Origin of the sequence: Bacillus sp. JNUCC-21 (genome assembly GCF_041222765.1) — a bacterium.
In the GTDB taxonomy this organism is placed as follows: domain Bacteria; phylum Bacillota; class Bacilli; order Bacillales; family Bacillaceae; genus Bacillus; species Bacillus velezensis.
The window spans coordinates 3,095,647-3,111,709 of record NZ_CP166019.1; the positions used below are offsets into that span (position 1 = coordinate 3,095,647).

The 16,063-nt window shown below is 47.6% G+C and carries 14 protein-coding genes and 1 other annotated feature; of the genes, 8 read left to right on the forward strand and 6 right to left on the reverse strand.

Going from position 1 to position 16,063, the window contains the following annotated elements; translation table 11 throughout:
* Positions 1 to 36 precede the first annotated feature (36 nt).
* The gene (locus JNUCC21_RS15600) at positions 37 to 1,674 is read right to left on the reverse strand and encodes a polysaccharide biosynthesis protein (RefSeq protein WP_003152313.1); all 1,638 of its coding nucleotides are present in this window, start codon (positions 1,672 to 1,674) and stop codon (positions 37 to 39) included.
* 207 nt (positions 1,675 to 1,881) lie between these two features.
* On the opposite strand from JNUCC21_RS15600, the gene JNUCC21_RS15605 reads away from it, so the two are divergent.
* Both JNUCC21_RS15605 and JNUCC21_RS15610 read left to right on the forward strand, forming a co-directional pair.
* Positions 1,882 to 3,147, forward strand: a complete 1,266-nt coding sequence (locus tag JNUCC21_RS15605) for an NAD(P)/FAD-dependent oxidoreductase (protein WP_059368198.1) — start codon at positions 1,882 to 1,884, stop codon at positions 3,145 to 3,147.
* Between the two features lie 179 nt (positions 3,148 to 3,326).
* Positions 3,327 to 4,862 (forward strand): BCCT family transporter, encoded by a 1,536-nt coding sequence (locus JNUCC21_RS15610; protein ID WP_007613202.1) that lies wholly within the window; start codon positions 3,327 to 3,329, stop codon positions 4,860 to 4,862.
* A gap of 35 nt (positions 4,863 to 4,897) precedes the next feature.
* On the opposite strand, the gene JNUCC21_RS15615 is transcribed toward JNUCC21_RS15610, so the two are convergent.
* The gene (locus tag JNUCC21_RS15615) at positions 4,898 to 5,080 is read right to left on the reverse strand and encodes a sporulation protein Cse60 (RefSeq protein WP_003152309.1); all 183 of its coding nucleotides are present in this window, start codon (positions 5,078 to 5,080) and stop codon (positions 4,898 to 4,900) included.
* Between the two features lie 200 nt (positions 5,081 to 5,280).
* On the opposite strand from JNUCC21_RS15615, the gene JNUCC21_RS15620 reads away from it, so the two are divergent.
* From JNUCC21_RS15620 to melA, 5 genes are read left to right on the forward strand one after another with little or no spacing between them, the layout of a single operon-like run.
* Entirely contained in the window at positions 5,281 to 6,306 is a 1,026-nt protein-coding gene (locus tag JNUCC21_RS15620) for a LacI family DNA-binding transcriptional regulator (RefSeq protein WP_038459551.1), read from the forward strand.
* 41 nt (positions 6,307 to 6,347) lie between these two features.
* Entirely contained in the window at positions 6,348 to 7,625 is a 1,278-nt protein-coding gene (locus JNUCC21_RS15625; RefSeq protein WP_072589477.1) for an ABC transporter substrate-binding protein, read from the forward strand.
* The gene (locus JNUCC21_RS15630; protein WP_369878304.1) at positions 7,622 to 8,536 is read left to right on the forward strand and encodes a carbohydrate ABC transporter permease; all 915 of its coding nucleotides are present in this window, start codon (positions 7,622 to 7,624) and stop codon (positions 8,534 to 8,536) included. The genes JNUCC21_RS15625 and JNUCC21_RS15630 overlap by 4 nt, the downstream gene beginning before the upstream one ends.
* Entirely contained in the window at positions 8,533 to 9,354 is an 822-nt protein-coding gene (locus JNUCC21_RS15635; RefSeq protein WP_369878305.1) for a carbohydrate ABC transporter permease, read from the forward strand. Before JNUCC21_RS15630 ends, JNUCC21_RS15635 begins: the two co-directional genes overlap by 4 nt.
* A 22-nt stretch (positions 9,355 to 9,376) precedes the next feature.
* Positions 9,377 to 10,675 (forward strand): alpha-galactosidase MelA, encoded by a 1,299-nt coding sequence (melA, locus tag JNUCC21_RS15640; RefSeq protein WP_007408804.1) that lies wholly within the window; start codon positions 9,377 to 9,379, stop codon positions 10,673 to 10,675.
* 36 nt (positions 10,676 to 10,711) lie between these two features.
* Here the strand turns inward: melA and JNUCC21_RS15645 are convergent, their stop codons facing one another.
* The 4 genes from JNUCC21_RS15645 to JNUCC21_RS15660 form a co-directional block, all read right to left on the reverse strand.
* Positions 10,712 to 11,188, reverse strand: coding sequence for a GNAT family N-acetyltransferase (locus JNUCC21_RS15645; protein WP_012118234.1), 477 nt, complete (start codon positions 11,186 to 11,188; stop codon positions 10,712 to 10,714).
* An 84-nt stretch (positions 11,189 to 11,272) separates the two neighbouring features.
* Positions 11,273 to 11,584: a rhodanese-like domain-containing protein gene (locus tag JNUCC21_RS15650; protein ID WP_003152299.1), complete on the reverse strand. Its 312-nt coding sequence runs from the start codon at positions 11,582 to 11,584 to the stop codon at positions 11,273 to 11,275.
* 116 nt (positions 11,585 to 11,700) lie between these two features.
* Positions 11,701 to 14,115: a leucine--tRNA ligase gene (gene leuS, locus JNUCC21_RS15655; protein WP_015240416.1), complete on the reverse strand. Its 2,415-nt coding sequence runs from the start codon at positions 14,113 to 14,115 to the stop codon at positions 11,701 to 11,703.
* Between the two features lie 108 nt (positions 14,116 to 14,223).
* Positions 14,224 to 14,437 (reverse strand) — a binding site (T-box leader).
* A gap of 102 nt (positions 14,438 to 14,539) precedes the next feature.
* Positions 14,540 to 14,875: a DUF4257 domain-containing protein gene (locus JNUCC21_RS15660; RefSeq protein WP_015418038.1), complete on the reverse strand. Its 336-nt coding sequence runs from the start codon at positions 14,873 to 14,875 to the stop codon at positions 14,540 to 14,542.
* Between the two features lie 387 nt (positions 14,876 to 15,262).
* Here JNUCC21_RS15660 and JNUCC21_RS15665 point away from each other — a divergent pair, with 387 nt between their 5' ends.
* A complete protein-coding gene (locus tag JNUCC21_RS15665) occupies positions 15,263 to 16,048 on the forward strand; it encodes an STAS domain-containing protein (protein WP_031378730.1) in 786 nt (261 codons plus the stop codon).
* The last annotated feature ends 15 nt before the right edge of the window (positions 16,049 to 16,063 follow it).

The following is a 16,063-nucleotide window of genomic DNA, read 5'->3' on the forward strand; positions in this document are numbered from 1 at the left end:
AGAAAAGCCCGCGATAAGCGGACTATTCATTATTTCTCAATGGGCGGAATGCCTGCCTCTCCTCAAAACACGGGGCAGACGATTTCCAAACATTTTCTGTAAAAATCCGATTCGGTACGCGGCAAACATGTACACCGCACCGCCGACAGCGGCGCAGACAAAGACGACAATCGCCGCATGCACCTGGCCGCTTTGGTATGTTACAAAGAAACTGAGCAGCCATTGAGTCAGCTTGACCGCGACTCCCATCACGACGGACAGGACTGCGATTAAAATGACCCGTTTTATAAGTACCGTATACGAATAGCCCGCATGGCGCTTAATCATGATAAAACCGTACAGAAGAGAAGCGATATAACCGAGCGCCGTTGCCAAGATGGCCCCGTCTCCCTGAAACAGCTTGATCAGCGGCACGTTCAGCACCACTTTTATAATGACGCCGATGAAAAGGCTCACGACAGCAAATTTCTGCTTATTAATCCCTTGCAGGATCGCGGCGTTTACGGTAAACAGAGAAAACAGTATCGCGACAGGCGCGTACCAGAACAATATATCCTGTCCGATATCCGGGCGAAGACTTTCAGAGCCGTAGAAGAACGTATAGGCCGGACCCGATAACACGGACATCCCGACAACGGCGGGAATAACCAAAAACAGAATGATTTGCATCGTCTGGTTAATCTGCTGGTTCAAAAGCTTATAATTCCTGCTCGTAAACGATTCAGTAATCGTCGGAATCAGCGTCAGACCGAAAGCGGTCGCCAGAGAAACCGGGATCATGACAAGCTTCGGCACATAAAGGGTGACAATCGCAAGCATGTCCTGGCTGATATCCTTGTGGCCCGCCGCAATCATCGCTTTATTAAACGTATTCGTATCGATATACGAATACAAAGGAATCGCCAGTCCGACAAATACGTAAGGAGCGGCATAACTGAAAAGCTCAATGAACATTTTTTTATAACTTAAGTTCGCAGACGGGACGAGATTCGGCTTCATCGCCAGAAGATCGCCCTTCCGCTTATTCCAGTAAATATAAAGGACGACAAGCCCTCCGAATGATCCGATCAGCGCCGCGAAAGTCGCGTATCCGACCGCGATGACAAGGCCGCCGTTGATCACTCTTAAAATCAAATACGTTGCGCCCAATAAAAAGATGATCCGGGCAAGCTGCTCCACAACCTGTGAAACGGCTGTCGGCCCCATCATCTGATGACCTTGGAAAAAACCGCGCACAAGACTCATAATCGGCACGACCAAAAGTGCCAGACTGACCATCCGGATGACATAAACGACGTGGTCAATCGTAAGTCCGTTGTTACTCGTGCCGCCGAGAGATGTTTCCGCAAAAAACGGCGCCGAAATATAAAGAATTGAAAAAGCGATCATCCCGGTTACGAGCATAACCGACATTCCCGCTCTCAGCATCCGCCTGCTCGTCTCATAGTCTCCTTTGGAGTTATATTTCGAGACAAATTTTGAAACCGCGGCGGGAAATCCCATCGTGGCAATGTTTAAAAACAGTGTATATTGATTATATCCGTATTGAAACAAAGCTCCGCCCGTCGCTCCGACCATCGCTCCGAACGGGATCAGATAAATCATCCCTAAAATCCGCGATATATAGGTGCCGAGCGTCAGCACGAACGTGCCCCTTAACAATTTGCTTGACATGTTTCCTCATCACCATTTTCTACGAAGATTCAACTTTTCTATTTTAACACAACTGGGCAATTAGACGGTAATAATTACAGCGGGAAACTTTTTGGGAAAACTCTTTAAAAAACAAAATACGTTTAAGGATTCCCTTTCTTTCGCTATAATAGCAGAAAGCGGACATTTCCGCCTATTATACGTGAAAAAGAAAGTTGTTGATGAAAGATGAAACAGTATGACGTGATTGTGATCGGCGGCGGCCCGTCCGGTTTAATGGCTGCGATTGCCGCAGGCGAAGAAGGCGCGGACGTATTATTAATCGATAAAGGAAACAAGCTGGGACGGAAGCTGGCGATTTCCGGCGGCGGGCGCTGCAACGTGACCAACCGCCTCCCCGTTGAAGAAATCATCAAACACATCCCCGGCAACGGCCGCTTTTTATACAGCGCGTTTTCCGAATTTAATAATGAAGATATCATCGCCTTTTTTGAAAAACTCGGCATTCAGCTGAAAGAAGAAGACCACGGGCGCATGTTCCCGGTGACGGACAAAGCGCAAAGCGTTGTCGATGCGCTTTTGAACCGATTAAAACAACTGAACGTCACCATCCGCACAAATGAAAAAATCAAAGAAGTGCGGTACGAGAACGGCAGGACAGCGGGCATTACGACAAACAATGACGAACACATTAACGCAGACGCCGTCATTATCGCGGTCGGCGGAAAATCAGTCCCGCATACCGGCAGCACCGGAGACGGCTATGCATGGGCGGAAGCGGCCGGTCATACCGTGACCGAACTCTTTCCGACGGAAGTGCCGGTTACGTCGTCAGAACCGTTTATTAAACAAAAAACACTTCAGGGGCTGTCTCTTAGAAACGCGGCCGTCAGCGTCCTGAATAAAAAAGGCAAACCAATCGTCACACACGTGATGGACATGCTGTTTACCCATTTCGGCTTGTCAGGCCCCGCCATTCTCCGCTGCAGCCAGTTTGTCGTCAAAGAACTGAAAAAGCAGCCAGAGGTCAAACTCCGCATCGATCTGTTTCCCGGCATCAACGAGGAAGAGTTATTTCAAAAGATGCACAAGGAACTGAAAGACGCACCGAAAAAAGCGCTCAAAAACGCGCTGAAGCCGTGGATGCAGGAACGGTACCTGCTTTTTCTTCTGGAACGGAACGGTCTTGATCCGCAGACAAGCTTTACGGAACTGCCGAAGGATCAATTCAGGGCTTTTGTCAAAGACTGCAAACAATTTACGGTTGCCGCTGACGGAACGCTTTCTTTGGACAAAGCGTTTGTCACAGGCGGAGGTGTTTCCGTAAAAGAGATTGAGCCGAAACAAATGGCGTCTAAAAAAATGGAAGGCTTATATTTTTGCGGAGAAATACTCGACATTCACGGCTATACCGGGGGCTACAATATCACTTCAGCCTTTGTCACAGGGCGTCTCGCCGGTTTGAATGCAGGACGTTTCTCACGCTCGCTCTAAATGGTTTAAAGCGCATTTACCTGAGCGTCCCCGTTGATAATTGACCAAAAACATGATAGAGTTTTCTGCGTTTTGTTTCACCTGATAGAGGGAATAGGAAGAAAGGAATGATCTGCAATCGTACGACCATACTAAAACAAAATGGCGTATTGAAAAAAATAGTCAGAGGGTGAGAACGTTTGAAGAAGAACATCTCCAGTGTTTTTTGGATTGTGATTGTCATCACAGCCGCTGCGGTTTTATGGGGGGCCATTTCTCCTGACAGCCTGCAGCAAGTCACTGATACGGCACAAAAATTTATTACGGATTCTTTCGGCTGGTATTATCTGCTGGTCGTTTCTATATTTGTCGGTTTCTGTCTCTTTCTCATTGTGAGTCCGATCGGCACAATAAAACTCGGAAAACCCGGGGAAAAACCGGAATTCGGCTTATTATCATGGTTTGCCATGCTTTTCAGCGCGGGCATGGGAATCGGTTTGGTATTTTACGGGGCTGCGGAACCGATCAGCCATTACGCCATCAGCTCTCCCTCAGGTGAAACAGAAACGCCCCAAGCATTTCGTGATGCGCTCCGGTACACATTTTTCCACTGGGGGCTGCACGCTTGGGCCATCTATGCGGTCGTCGCTTTATGTATTGCATATTTTCAATTCAGAAAAGACGCGCCCGGTTTAATCAGCAGCACACTGACACCGCTTTTGGGCGATAAAGTAAACGGGCCGATCGGCAAAGCGATTGACTGTATCGCCGTGTTTGCGACCGTTGTCGGTGTGGCGACAAGCTTAGGGCTCGGAGCGACTCAGATCAACGGCGGTCTGCATTATTTATTCGGCATTCCGAAAACATTTTCCATTCAGCTGATCCTGATCGCTGTCGTGACCGTGTTATTTTTGATTTCTGCGTGGAGCGGAATCGGCAAAGGGATTAAATACTTAAGCAATACCAACATGGCGCTCGCGGCTATTTTAATGATCTTTATGCTCATTGCAGGCCCGACGGTGCTGATTATGAACTCATTTACCGATTCTATCGGCCAATACATACAAAATATCGTGCAGATGAGCTTTCGCTTGTCTCCGAATGATCCTCAAAAGCGCGAATGGATTAACAGCTGGACCATTTTCTATTGGGCCTGGTGGATATCCTGGTCGCCGTTTGTCGGCATTTTTATCGCCCGTGTATCAAGGGGCCGGACGATCCGGGAATTTTTAATCGGGGTATTGGTGACACCTTGTATATTGGCTTTCTTATGGTTTGCGATCTTCGGTGTATCCGCGATGGATCTTCAGCAGAAAGGCGTATTCAATGTCGCGGGAATGTCAACGGATACGATGCTGTTCGGCGCACTCAGCCACTATCCGCTGACAATGGTGACATCCGTATTAACGCTTGTTCTGATCGCTGTATTCTTTATTACATCAGCGGATTCAGCGACATTTGTGCTTGGAATGCAAACGTCTTACGGCTCTTTAGACCCGTCAAACCGGGTGAAAATCATCTGGGGCATCATCCAGTCCGCCGTGGCAGCGGTTTTGTTATATTCCGGCGGTCTGGCCGCACTGCAAAACACGGCCATTCTCGCCGCGGTTCCGTTTTCAGTCGTGATCCTTCTGATGATCGTGTCTCTGTACAAGTCATTAGCGAGCGAGAGAAAAGGAATCAAACAAGCGGAGAAATACCAAAAACCAAGAAGTCCCCGCGTCAAAAAAGCATAATGAACAACGAAGCCCGGCATTTCGTCCGGGCTTTTTTATTTTCGGTATAAAATGAGAGCGGAAAAACAATAAAGCTGCTCACCTTCAGGATCACAGGCCGCCGCTACCGTATATTTAATATCAACGAGCTGTTCATCAGAAATCCCCTTTAAAAATGTATTGACTTCAGTCTGCAGATCCTTTTCATGCTCCTCATCAAAAACAGCTATCTTCAGCACATCACCCTCTCCTTTCTCTATCAATTTATTCCGGTTCAATTGAAATATGATAGAGAAAAACAGATTTTCTTTTTTACTGATTTTTACTAAAAGTAACCGAAAATAGTTGTTGAAAACGCTTACTAACGTATGATAATATCATTTTAACAATAACCAGGTCATTTCTGTTTAGTAAATATTTAGTAAAAAGGAGATGCGAAATGGTCCGTCTCAAAGATATTGCCTTACAGGCATCTGTATCCAGCGCGACAGTATCGAGAATTTTGAATAAGGATGACTCTTTGGCTGTGACTGATGAAACAAGAGAAAAAGTTCTGAGGATCGCTGATGAGCTGGGCTATCAGCCGTCGGCAAAAAAACGGAAGAACCGCAGCCGCAGCGATTCAGCGCCCCTGATCGGCGTTGTCAGCTGCCTGTCACCCGAAGAAGAACGGCAGGATCCTTATTTTTCAGCGATCCGTAAAGGCATTGAGGAAGAATGCTTTCGGCAAAAAGTTTTTATCACATCTTCTATCCATCTCGGTTCTTTTCAAGAGCATATGTTTCACGAACTGGACGGCGTGATCGTAATCGGCAGCCTGCAAGACGAGGCGCTTACGAATATCAGCGCCGCTTTCAGGCACGCGGTATTTGTTAACGGCACCCCCGATCCCGCCCGCTACGATTCCGTCAGCGTGGATTTTTATGCCGCAGCGCAAAAGGCGATAGAACATCTTCTGTCGCTCGGTTACCAGCGGCTCGGTTATATCGGCGGCCGGGAGCGGGAGCATACCGTCATAGACGGTGTAAACAGCAATAAAACGATTGAGGATAAGCGTCTGACCGCTTTCTTACAAATGGCCGGCGCCGAGCCGGAGCATGTACTGATCGGCGAATACAGCATGCACGAAGGGTTCCGGCTGATGAATGAAGCCATCAAAGGCGGAAGTCTCCCCGATGCCTTTTTTATCGCAAGTGATTCGATGGCTGTCGGCGCTTTAAAAGCCTTGCAGGAAGCCGGCCTTCAAGTCCCGCGCGATACGGCGGTTGTCAGCTTCAACGGAATTGATGAGGCAGAATACGCCAGCACGCCGTTATCAACGGTAAAAGTATACACGGAAGAGATGGGCCGGACGGGTGTCAAATTGCTTCTCGACCGTTTAAACGGCAGAACCGTCCCGCTGGCCGTGACGCTCCCCACTTCATTGATTGTCAGACAAAGCTGCGGCTCACAAGAAAGGAGGTGACGTGTCCCGCAGCGTTTATATCATATTTAAAGGAGGAAAAGATGAAACGCTTACTGGCTTTGTTTCTTTCTTTTACTTGCATGATACTTCCCGGCTGCTCGGCAGAACAGAGCGGCGCCGGAGAAAAGCAGAAAACATTGACAGTCTATTCCACCATATCCTCAGACAGCGAACGCGCCGTATTCAGAAAGTTGGCTGATTCATTCCAAAAAGAACATCCGGACATTCAAGTAAACGTTCATTTCCCAGGCAATGACTACGAAAATATGATGAGGGTCAGAATGGCAGCCGGCGACATGCCCGATCTTTTTGACACACACGGCTGGGCCAAAATCCGCTACGGAGAATATACCGCCGACCTCAGCGGCATGTCTTGGACGAAGCGGCTCGATCCGAATTTAAACAGTATGCTCAAAGATGCCAAAGGCAGAATATACGCCTTCCCTCTGAATCAGGCAAAGGACGGACTGGCCTACAATCGCACATTGTTGGAAAAATACAGAATCAAACCGCCGGAAACAATGGATGATTTTATGAAGGCATTGAGACAGATTAAAGAAAAAAGCGGCGGAACAGCCATCCCCTTCTGGTTTGCCGGCTATGAGAAAAGCTCATTTGCCCAATATTACGATCAATTCGCCGCACCGCTTCTCATCACAGATCCCGCACACCGTTACAAAAAACAACTGTTAAACGGAACCTTCCGCTGGACACACTTCACCTATTTATCTGACAAACTGAAAGAGATGCAAAAGGAAAACCTGCTCAATATAGATGCCGTGACGGCAAAACGGTCCCAGCTCATTGAACTGATGGCGCAAAACAAAATCGCCTTTACGCTGCAGGGCGGCACCCTCGGCCAAGACGTCGCTCAAATCAATCCGAAGGTAAAAGTCGGCATCATACCGACCCCGGCCGTCCACAAGGGAGACGCGCCGGTTTGGATCGGAGGCGAACGTTACACGCTGGCGGCATTCAAGGATTCCCCGCGGCTTAAAGAAGCGAAACAGTTTATCGCATTTATGGCCCGACCCGAGCATGCAAAATCAATTGCCGAAGCGACCTCGCTTCCAGCCGGATTAGTGAATGTGCAAACGGACATTTTCTACGCAAATGACTATAAGCGCTATCAGCATATTAAGGTGCAGCCTTATTTTGACCGCCTTTATTTGCCGAACGGAATGTGGGATGTGATGGGAACAGCCGGGCAGGAGCTGATGGCCGATATCTTAACCCCCGCTGAAATTTCAGCGAAACTCGGCAGTGAATATAAGCGGCTCCGGCTTCAATCTGATTCACAGGGAGCTGAAAAAGAATGAGTGATCTTGCAAGAGAAACCCAAGGATTTCAACATCAAAAGCCGGTAAAATCCGCGTCACTATGGTGGATGTACGTTCCCGCTCTTGCCACGGTTTTTATTTTCATGATTTTTCCGTTTGTCAAAGGCGCTTTTATCACATTTACAAACTGGAACGGCTTCTCACAGACGTATCAATGGGTGGGAGTCACTCAATATAAAAGGCTTTTTACAGATCCGGACACGTGGCTTGTTGTGAAAAACACTTTGCTTTACGGCATCGGAAGCACTTTATTTCAGAATATGCTCGGACTTTTATATGCGCTGCTTTTGAATCAGAGCTTAAAAATGAAGGCGCTCACAAGAACGATCGTCTACTTGCCCGTCATTATCAGTCCGCTGATAATGGGATACATTTGGTATTTTATTTTCTCATATGACGGGGGTGCGCTGAATGATGTACTTGGCGCACTGGGAATCGGTCCTGTCAACGCCTTGGCAAGCCCTGCGGCAAACCCGTGGATTATCGTCATGATTAACACGTATCAATACGCAGGCATTGCGATGATTGTATATTTGGCGGGGCTGCAAAGCATTCCGAAAGATTATTACGAAGCCGCAAAAATGGATGGCGCGGGAGGTCTTCAGCCGTTTTTCACCATCACCCTTCCTTTATTGATGCCGGCTGTCACCATCAACATGGTCATCAATATCATCGGCGGGCTGAAGCTGTTTGATGTCATTATCGCGCTGACCGCAGGCGGGCCGGGCAATTCCTCTCAATCGATGTCAACGTTTATGTATGATTTATATTTTAAACGGCAGGATGCGGGATATGCCGCCGCCCAAGGCGTGTTTATGTCCGTCATGATTCTTGTCATCAGCTTTTCGGCTCTCGTGTATTTCAAGCGAAAGGAGACGGAAATGTCATGAAAACAGCCCGAATGCGGATTTTTACGCTGTTGGCAGCCGTTATCTCGTGCGTTCATATTGTCCCCTTTTATATTTTGCTGACCACGTCATTAAAAGCAAAAGGTGACTACAGTTCAAAATGGTCGCTGCCATCCGCCTTTTCATTTCAGAATTTTCGTGAAGCATGGGAACGTGCCTCTCTCGGGCAATCCTTTCTGAACACGATCATCATTACAGCCGTTTCCGCCGCTTTATTAATTTTCATGGGTTCGCTTGCCGCATACCCGCTCGCAAGAAGAAATACAAAGCTGAACAAAATCGTCTTCGGCCTTTTGATTTCAATCATGATCATCCCGCCTTTGACTTCCATGGTTCCTTTATACAAGATGGTCGCTGATGCGGGGCTGATCAATACGCATGCCGCAGCCATTCTCATTAATACGGCTGCATATATGCCGCTGACCGTTTTCTTATATTCAGGGTTTATCCGCTCTTCCATTCCGAAAGAGCTTGAGGAAGCCGCCAGGATGGACGGCGCGGGATTGATCAGGACTTTTTATACAATCGTGTTTCCTTTGTTGAAACCGATTACCGCAACGGTCTGCATTATGTCCTGCGTGTTTATCTGGAACGATTACCAATTTGCGATTTTCTTTTTACAAGATCAAAAGGTGCAGACATTGACCGTGGCCATGGCGGGATTCTTCGGCGAAGATGCGAACAATCTTCACTTAGTCGCCGCAGCCGCAATTATGGCGATGCTGCCGATGGTCGTATTGTTTTTGGCGCTTCAAAAATATTTTATCTCAGGGCTGTCCTCCGGGGCGGTCAAAGGCTGAGAAGAAAAGGGAGGAATTTCTGTTGAAGAAAATTACGTTTATCGGAGCGGGGAGCACGATTTTCGCAAAAAATGTATTGGGGGACTGCTTACTGACTGAAGCATTAAACGGGTTTGAATTCGCGCTTTATGATATTGACGCTGTACGGCTGAAAGAATCCCAGCTCATGCTGGAAAACATGAGAGACCGCTACAATACGAGTATATCCATCATCTCCTACGATGACCGAAAACAGGCGCTGAAACACGCCGGCTATGTGATAAACGCCATTCAGGTCGGAGGCTATAAACCCGCGACGGTCATTGACTTTGACATCCCGAAGCGGTACGGTCTCCGCCAGACGATTGCCGATACCGTCGGAATAGGCGGCATTTTCCGTTCCCTTCGCACCATCCCCGTTTTATTTGACATCGCAAAAGACATGGAAGAGGTCTGCCCGGATGCGTGGCTGTTAAACTATACAAATCCGATGGCCTCTCTGACCGGAGCGATGCTCAGACATACAAATGTCAAAACGGTCGGCCTGTGCCACAGCGTCCAGGTATGTACCAAAGATCTGTTTGACTCACTCGGCATGGATCACGAAGGTACGGAAGAACGCATTGCCGGCATTAACCATATGGCTTGGCTTTTGGAGATTAAAAAAGACGGAATTGATTTATATCCTGAAATTAAAAGACGGGCACGCGAAAAACAAAAGACGAAACATAAGGACATGGTGCGGTTTGAGCTGATGGATAAATTCGGCTGCTACGTAACGGAATCATCTGAGCATAATGCCGAATATCACCCGTATTTTATAAAAAGCCGGTATCCTGAGCTGATAGATGAACTCCAAATTCCGCTTGATGAATATCCGAGGAGATGCGCGGAACAAATCAACAATTGGGAAACGATGAGAGACGGCATCATCAACAACCAAAACCTGACGCATGAACGCTCAAAAGAATACGGTTCGAGAATTATTGAAGCGATGGAGACGGGCAAACCGTTCACATTCGGCGGCAATGTGCTGAATACCGGGCTGATACCGAATCTGCCGGCGAAAGCGGTCGTTGAAGTGCCTTGCACAGCCGTCAAAAACCACATTATGCCGTGCTATTCCGGCGAACTTCCCGAGCAGCTCGCGGCGCTCAACAGAACAAACATTAACACACAGCTTCTAACCATCGAAGCGGCCGTTACATTAAAAAAGGAAGCCGTATATCAGGCGGCCATGCTTGATCCGCATACGAGCGCCGAGCTTTCCATGAATGACATCATATCTTTGTGCGATGACTTATTTGAAGCGCACAAAGACCGGCTTCCGGCTTATCACTGATCATTCGCGTTCCGGTCCTGGGCGGGCCGGACGCTTTTATATGTTCAGTACCAGTTTGACCGTCTGTAAAGTGTGTCCTTTAAAGTCTTCCTCAAATTCACATACCCATTGAAACCCTTTCGCTTGATAAAAGGATAAGGCAATGCGGTTCTCTTTTTCTGCATGGACATAAAGCTTTTTTACCCCGCCGGACTGCCTGATGCATTCTTTAAGGAGTGCCGTGCCTATCCCGCTTCCCTGGCAATCCGGGTCAATATAGATGGCGGTCAGCTCCGCATTTCCGTCTTTTTGAACCGGGGTGGCATTTGCAAAACCGAGCACTCGCCCCTCTTCTTCTGCCACAAAGAACAGAGAATGCAAGAGCCGGCGTTCCATCATCTCATCCTGATAGGCGGATTCGAGAAACTGATCCTGAATGTGTCTGGGAATAATCCCTTCATACGTATGATGCCAGCTTCGTTCTGCGACTTGCCGGACCTGTTTGATATCGTTTGTTTTCATCGCGCGGATCATCGGTTTCACCTGATTCGCCTCCCGTTTTTTTATAAAAAAAGAAGAAAAAGACGCACGTCCCTTTTCTTCTTTCACTTCAAAGCGTTATTTCTTCGGCTTTGTTTCGCCTTCCCACTCCAGCATGCCGCCTTCAACATTAACCGTACGGAAGCCCTGCTCATGTAAATACATACAAACGTTCATGCTTCTTTTTCCGGAACGGCAGATAAATACATATTCCTTGTCCTTGTCTAACGCATCCATCTTCTCAGGGATGTCCCCCATGCGGATGTGAACGGCCTCCGGAATCATTCCTTCGGCAACTTCTTCGTCTTCTCTGACATCAATCAGATACAGCTCTTCTCCCGCTTTTAATTTTTCTTCCAGTGCGGCTGTGCTGATTTCATTTATTTTCAATGTGTGACACTCCCATTCATCTTTATGGTGTTAAGTATACCAAAGCCCGCGGTGTAATTTCTATGATAGAGGCCTGATAAAAAAGCCCCTCTCTGTAGGAGAGGGGCTTCGCCCGGTCAGTTTGCCACGATATTGACAAGCTTGCCCGGTACGGCAATGATTTTTCGGATCGTTTTTCCTTCAAGCTGCTCTTTTACTTTTTCGTCAGCTTGTGCGAGCTGTTCTAACGCTGCTTTATCAGCATCAGCCGGAACCATTAATTTCGCTTTTACTTTTCCGTTCAGCTGGACGACGATTTCCACTTCATCGTCCACCAGTTTTGATTCGTCATAAGCAGGCCAAGCCTCGTATGCAATCGAACCTTCGTGGCCGAGTTTTTCCCACAGTTCTTCCGCCAAATGCGGCGCAATAGGAGAAAGCAGCTTCACAAAACCTTCGATATATTCTCTCGGCAGTTCATTCGCTTTGTAAGCTTCATTAATGAAGACCATCAGCTGAGAAATGCCCGTGTTAAAACGAAGGGCTTCGAAGTTTTCTGTCACTTTCATGACCGTTTCATGATAGACGCGCTCAAGAGTTTCGCCTGCGCCTTCTGTCACTTTGCCCGTCAGCTCGCCGTTTTCCTCGATAAACAAACGCCATACGCGGTCAAGGAAGCGGCGCGCTCCGTCAAGGCCTGATTCAGACCAGGCGATAGATGCATCAAGCGGCCCCATAAACATTTCGTACAGGCGGAGCGTATCTGCTCCGTGAGACGCCACAATTTCATCCGGATTGACGACGTTTCCGCGGGATTTACTCATTTTTTCATTGTTTTCCCCGAGAATCATTCCTTGGTTATACAGCTTTTGGAACGGTTCTTTCGTCGGCACGACACCGATATCGTAGAGGAATTTATGCCAGAAACGCGCGTACAGAAGGTGAAGCACGGCATGCTCCGCTCCTCCGATGTAAATATCAACGGGCAGCCATTTATCCAGTTTCTCAGGTGAAGCGAGCTGATCCGGATTTTTCGGGTCGATAAAGCGGAGGAAATACCAGCAGCTTCCCGCCCATTGCGGCATCGTGTTCGTTTCTCTTCTGCCTTTTTTGCCCGTTTCAGGATCAGTGACTTCCACCCACTCTTTAATGTTGGCAAGCGGTGATTCACCTGTTCCGCTCGGTTTGATTTCATCGGTTTTCGGCAGAATCAGCGGCAGCTCTTCCGCCGGAACGGCTGTTGACGTGCCGTCTTCCCAATGAATAACCGGAATCGGCTCGCCCCAATAGCGCTGGCGGCTGAACAGCCAATCACGCAGACGGTATGTCACTTTTTTCTCACCGTTTTTCGTTTCTTCAAGCCAGGCGATCATTTTTTCAATCGCTTCCGCTTTATTCAGTCCGTTCAGAAAGCCGGAATTGACATGCTCTCCGTCTCCCGTGTACGCTTCTTCTTCCGTGTTTCCGCCTTTTACGACTTCTTTGACAGGCAGGCTGAACACTTTTGCGAATTCAAAATCACGTTCATCATGCGCCGGCACGGCCATTACAGCGCCTGTTCCGTAAGAGGCGAGGACATAATCCGCTATCCAGATCGGCAGCTTTTCCCCATTTGCAGGGTTTACGGCATATGCGCCCGTGAAGACGCCCGTTTTTGTTTTCGCAAGATCCGTCCGTTCCAGGTCACTTTTCGCCTGAACTTCTTTAACATAAGCGTCTACCGCTTCTTTTTGTTCAGGCGTCGTGATGGCCTCCACAAGCTCATGCTCAGGAGCCAGTACGGCATAAGCCGCGCCGAACAGCGTGTCCGGTCTTGTCGTAAACACGGTAAACGTGTCATCAGTGCCGTCGATCGCGAAATGCACGTTTGCGCCTTCTGAGCGTCCGATCCAGTTGCGCTGCATGTCTTTAATGCTTTCCGGCCAGTCAAGGTCTTCTAAATCTTCAAGAAGCCTGTCCGCATAAGCGGTGATTTTCAGCATCCATTGTCTCATCGGGCGGCGTTCAACCGGATGGCCGCCCCGCTCGCTTTTGCCGTCAATGACTTCTTCGTTCGCAAGCACCGTTCCGAGCGCCGGGCACCAGTTGACCGGCACTTCGTCTACGTAAGCGAGCCCTTTTTCGTACAGCTTGGTGAAGATCCACTGCGTCCACTTGTAATAGTCCGGATCAGTCGTATTGATTTCACGATCCCAATCATATGAAAATCCGAGCGATTGAATCTGGCGGCGGAAATTATCTATATTTTGTTTTGTGAACTCGGCCGGATCATTCCCCGTGTCAAGCGCGTATTGCTCGGCAGGAAGCCCGAACGCGTCCCATCCCATCGGATGAAGCACATTGTATCCTTGCATGCGTCTCATGCGCGAAAGGATATCGGTTGCCGTATAGCCTTCCGGATGTCCGACATGCAGGCCGGCTCCTGAAGGATACGGGAACATGTCAAGCGCGTAAAACTTCGGCTTGTCATTCTCTTCACTGACGGCGAACGTTTTATGATCCAACCAGTAATTCTGCCATTTCTTTTCTATTTTTTCATGCTGAAAACTCAACGTAAAAACCTCCTTCTGATTGAATACGGCGTATGTAGTCCAAGTATTGACGGGATGAGAAAGATTATATTCAGATTATTCTAAAACTAAAAAAACTCCCTCATCCCAAAAAGGGACGAGAGATTTTTATTTCCCGCGGTACCACCCTCGTTAGCGCGGTTTTGAGCCGCACTCACTTGATACTTTTAACGCAGTTATGCGTCAGCGGTTTTGCCGCTGCAACTCTGAGGCGAGTTCGGAAACAGACTTGATTGACTTGCACCGGCCGTCAACTCTCTGATTGCAAAATCTGCTTCTTACTGCTCCTCTTCACTGTTCTTATCGCTACCGTAATCTTACCTGTATTTTATAGAATTCTGTTCATAAGTGCAAGCAGGTTTGTATACAATGGGAATGTACCCGGAACGGGTCATGAGCGGGGATATTATTTTGATGGAGGATTTTTTTGCTGGTGTGGTTTTGCTTCGGCCGAATCACTGTTTTGTTCTCTGACAAAATCAAAGCTCCTGAGAACAGCTTCTCCGCCGTAGCCTGCGATTATGGATAAGATGACGAGTTGAATTCCTGAATCGGGGTCAGCGGATAAGACAAGTAAGATGGAAGCAGCCATTCCGATAAAACCATCTTCCAAAAAACCGAGATAGATAAACCGCTTTGTCATTCTGGGTTTCTCCAGCCTGCCTCTCTTTTTCACATGACCGAGAACCCCCATGATTCCTCCAATTACACAAGCAATTATTACCTGATGCAGCATCTTCATCACCTTCCTAAAGCCCTTATTTAGTAAAGCGACTTCAGGCCATCCAGCCCCCTTACGAATACGATGATTTTCGATATCTACATACCGGCGATTGAGCAGGAAAGTAAAAAGCTTGTTTCTTCCATTATATGTGAACACATGATCGGTAAGCTTGATGCATTAGATTCATTTTTCACCCAGTGACAATGACCTAGTCACTTACTTAGCGATGATGTGCCTTCCCTTTATATATTCAGTGTATATGAGGACAAGCCCGAATGACAAATTGCAAACTTCGGCTGCTTGAATCAGAACATATGTTATGCTACGGTTACTGTAGATTCATTTAAAAAGGGGAGAAACACGGCTGAAAAAGCGCGCAGCTTTACGGCCAAAAGGGGGTTTTACATGGCTGACTCAAATGTATCCGGAAAACTGGAGCAGCTGGAGCTTATCAAAAAGGCGCTTGATCACGCACGCATCGGCGTGGTGATTACAGACCCCTCTCTTGAGGACAATCCCATCATATATACAAATCAGGGATTTATGGATATGACAGGCTACTCTTCCGAAGAGATATTAGGTAAGAACTGCAGATTTCTGCAAAGCAAAGAAACCGACCGTCAACAAGTCGCGAAAATCAGAAAGAGCTTAACCCAGAAAGAAAAGATCACGGTGCGGCTGAAAAACGTCAAAAAAGACGGCACCCCATTTTGGAATGAACTCAACATTGATCCTCTTTATGTTGAAGACAAGCTCTATTTTGTCGGTTTTCAAAAAGACATTACAGAGCAGAAAGAATACGAAAAGCTCCTTGAGGATTCCCTCACAGAAATCACGACGCTGTCAACACCGGTTGTTCCGATCCGAAACGGCATCTCCGCTTTGCCGTTAGTGGGAAACTTAACGGAAGAACGATTTGATTCAATTGTGACAACTTTGACGGACATATTAACCGCATCTAAAGATGATTACTTAATTATAGACTTATCAGGTCTGGCCGAGGTAAACGAACAGACCGCAGACCGGATTTTCAAATTGCACCACCTGCTTAAATTAATCGGCACGGAATTGATTATCACCGGTATCAAGCCTACCCTCGCCATGAGAATGAATCAGCTTGATGCCAGCTTTTCTTCATTAAAGACGTATTTAAACGTTAAGGACGCCGTCAACGTGCTTCCGGTCGTATAAACAAAAAAATCCCGC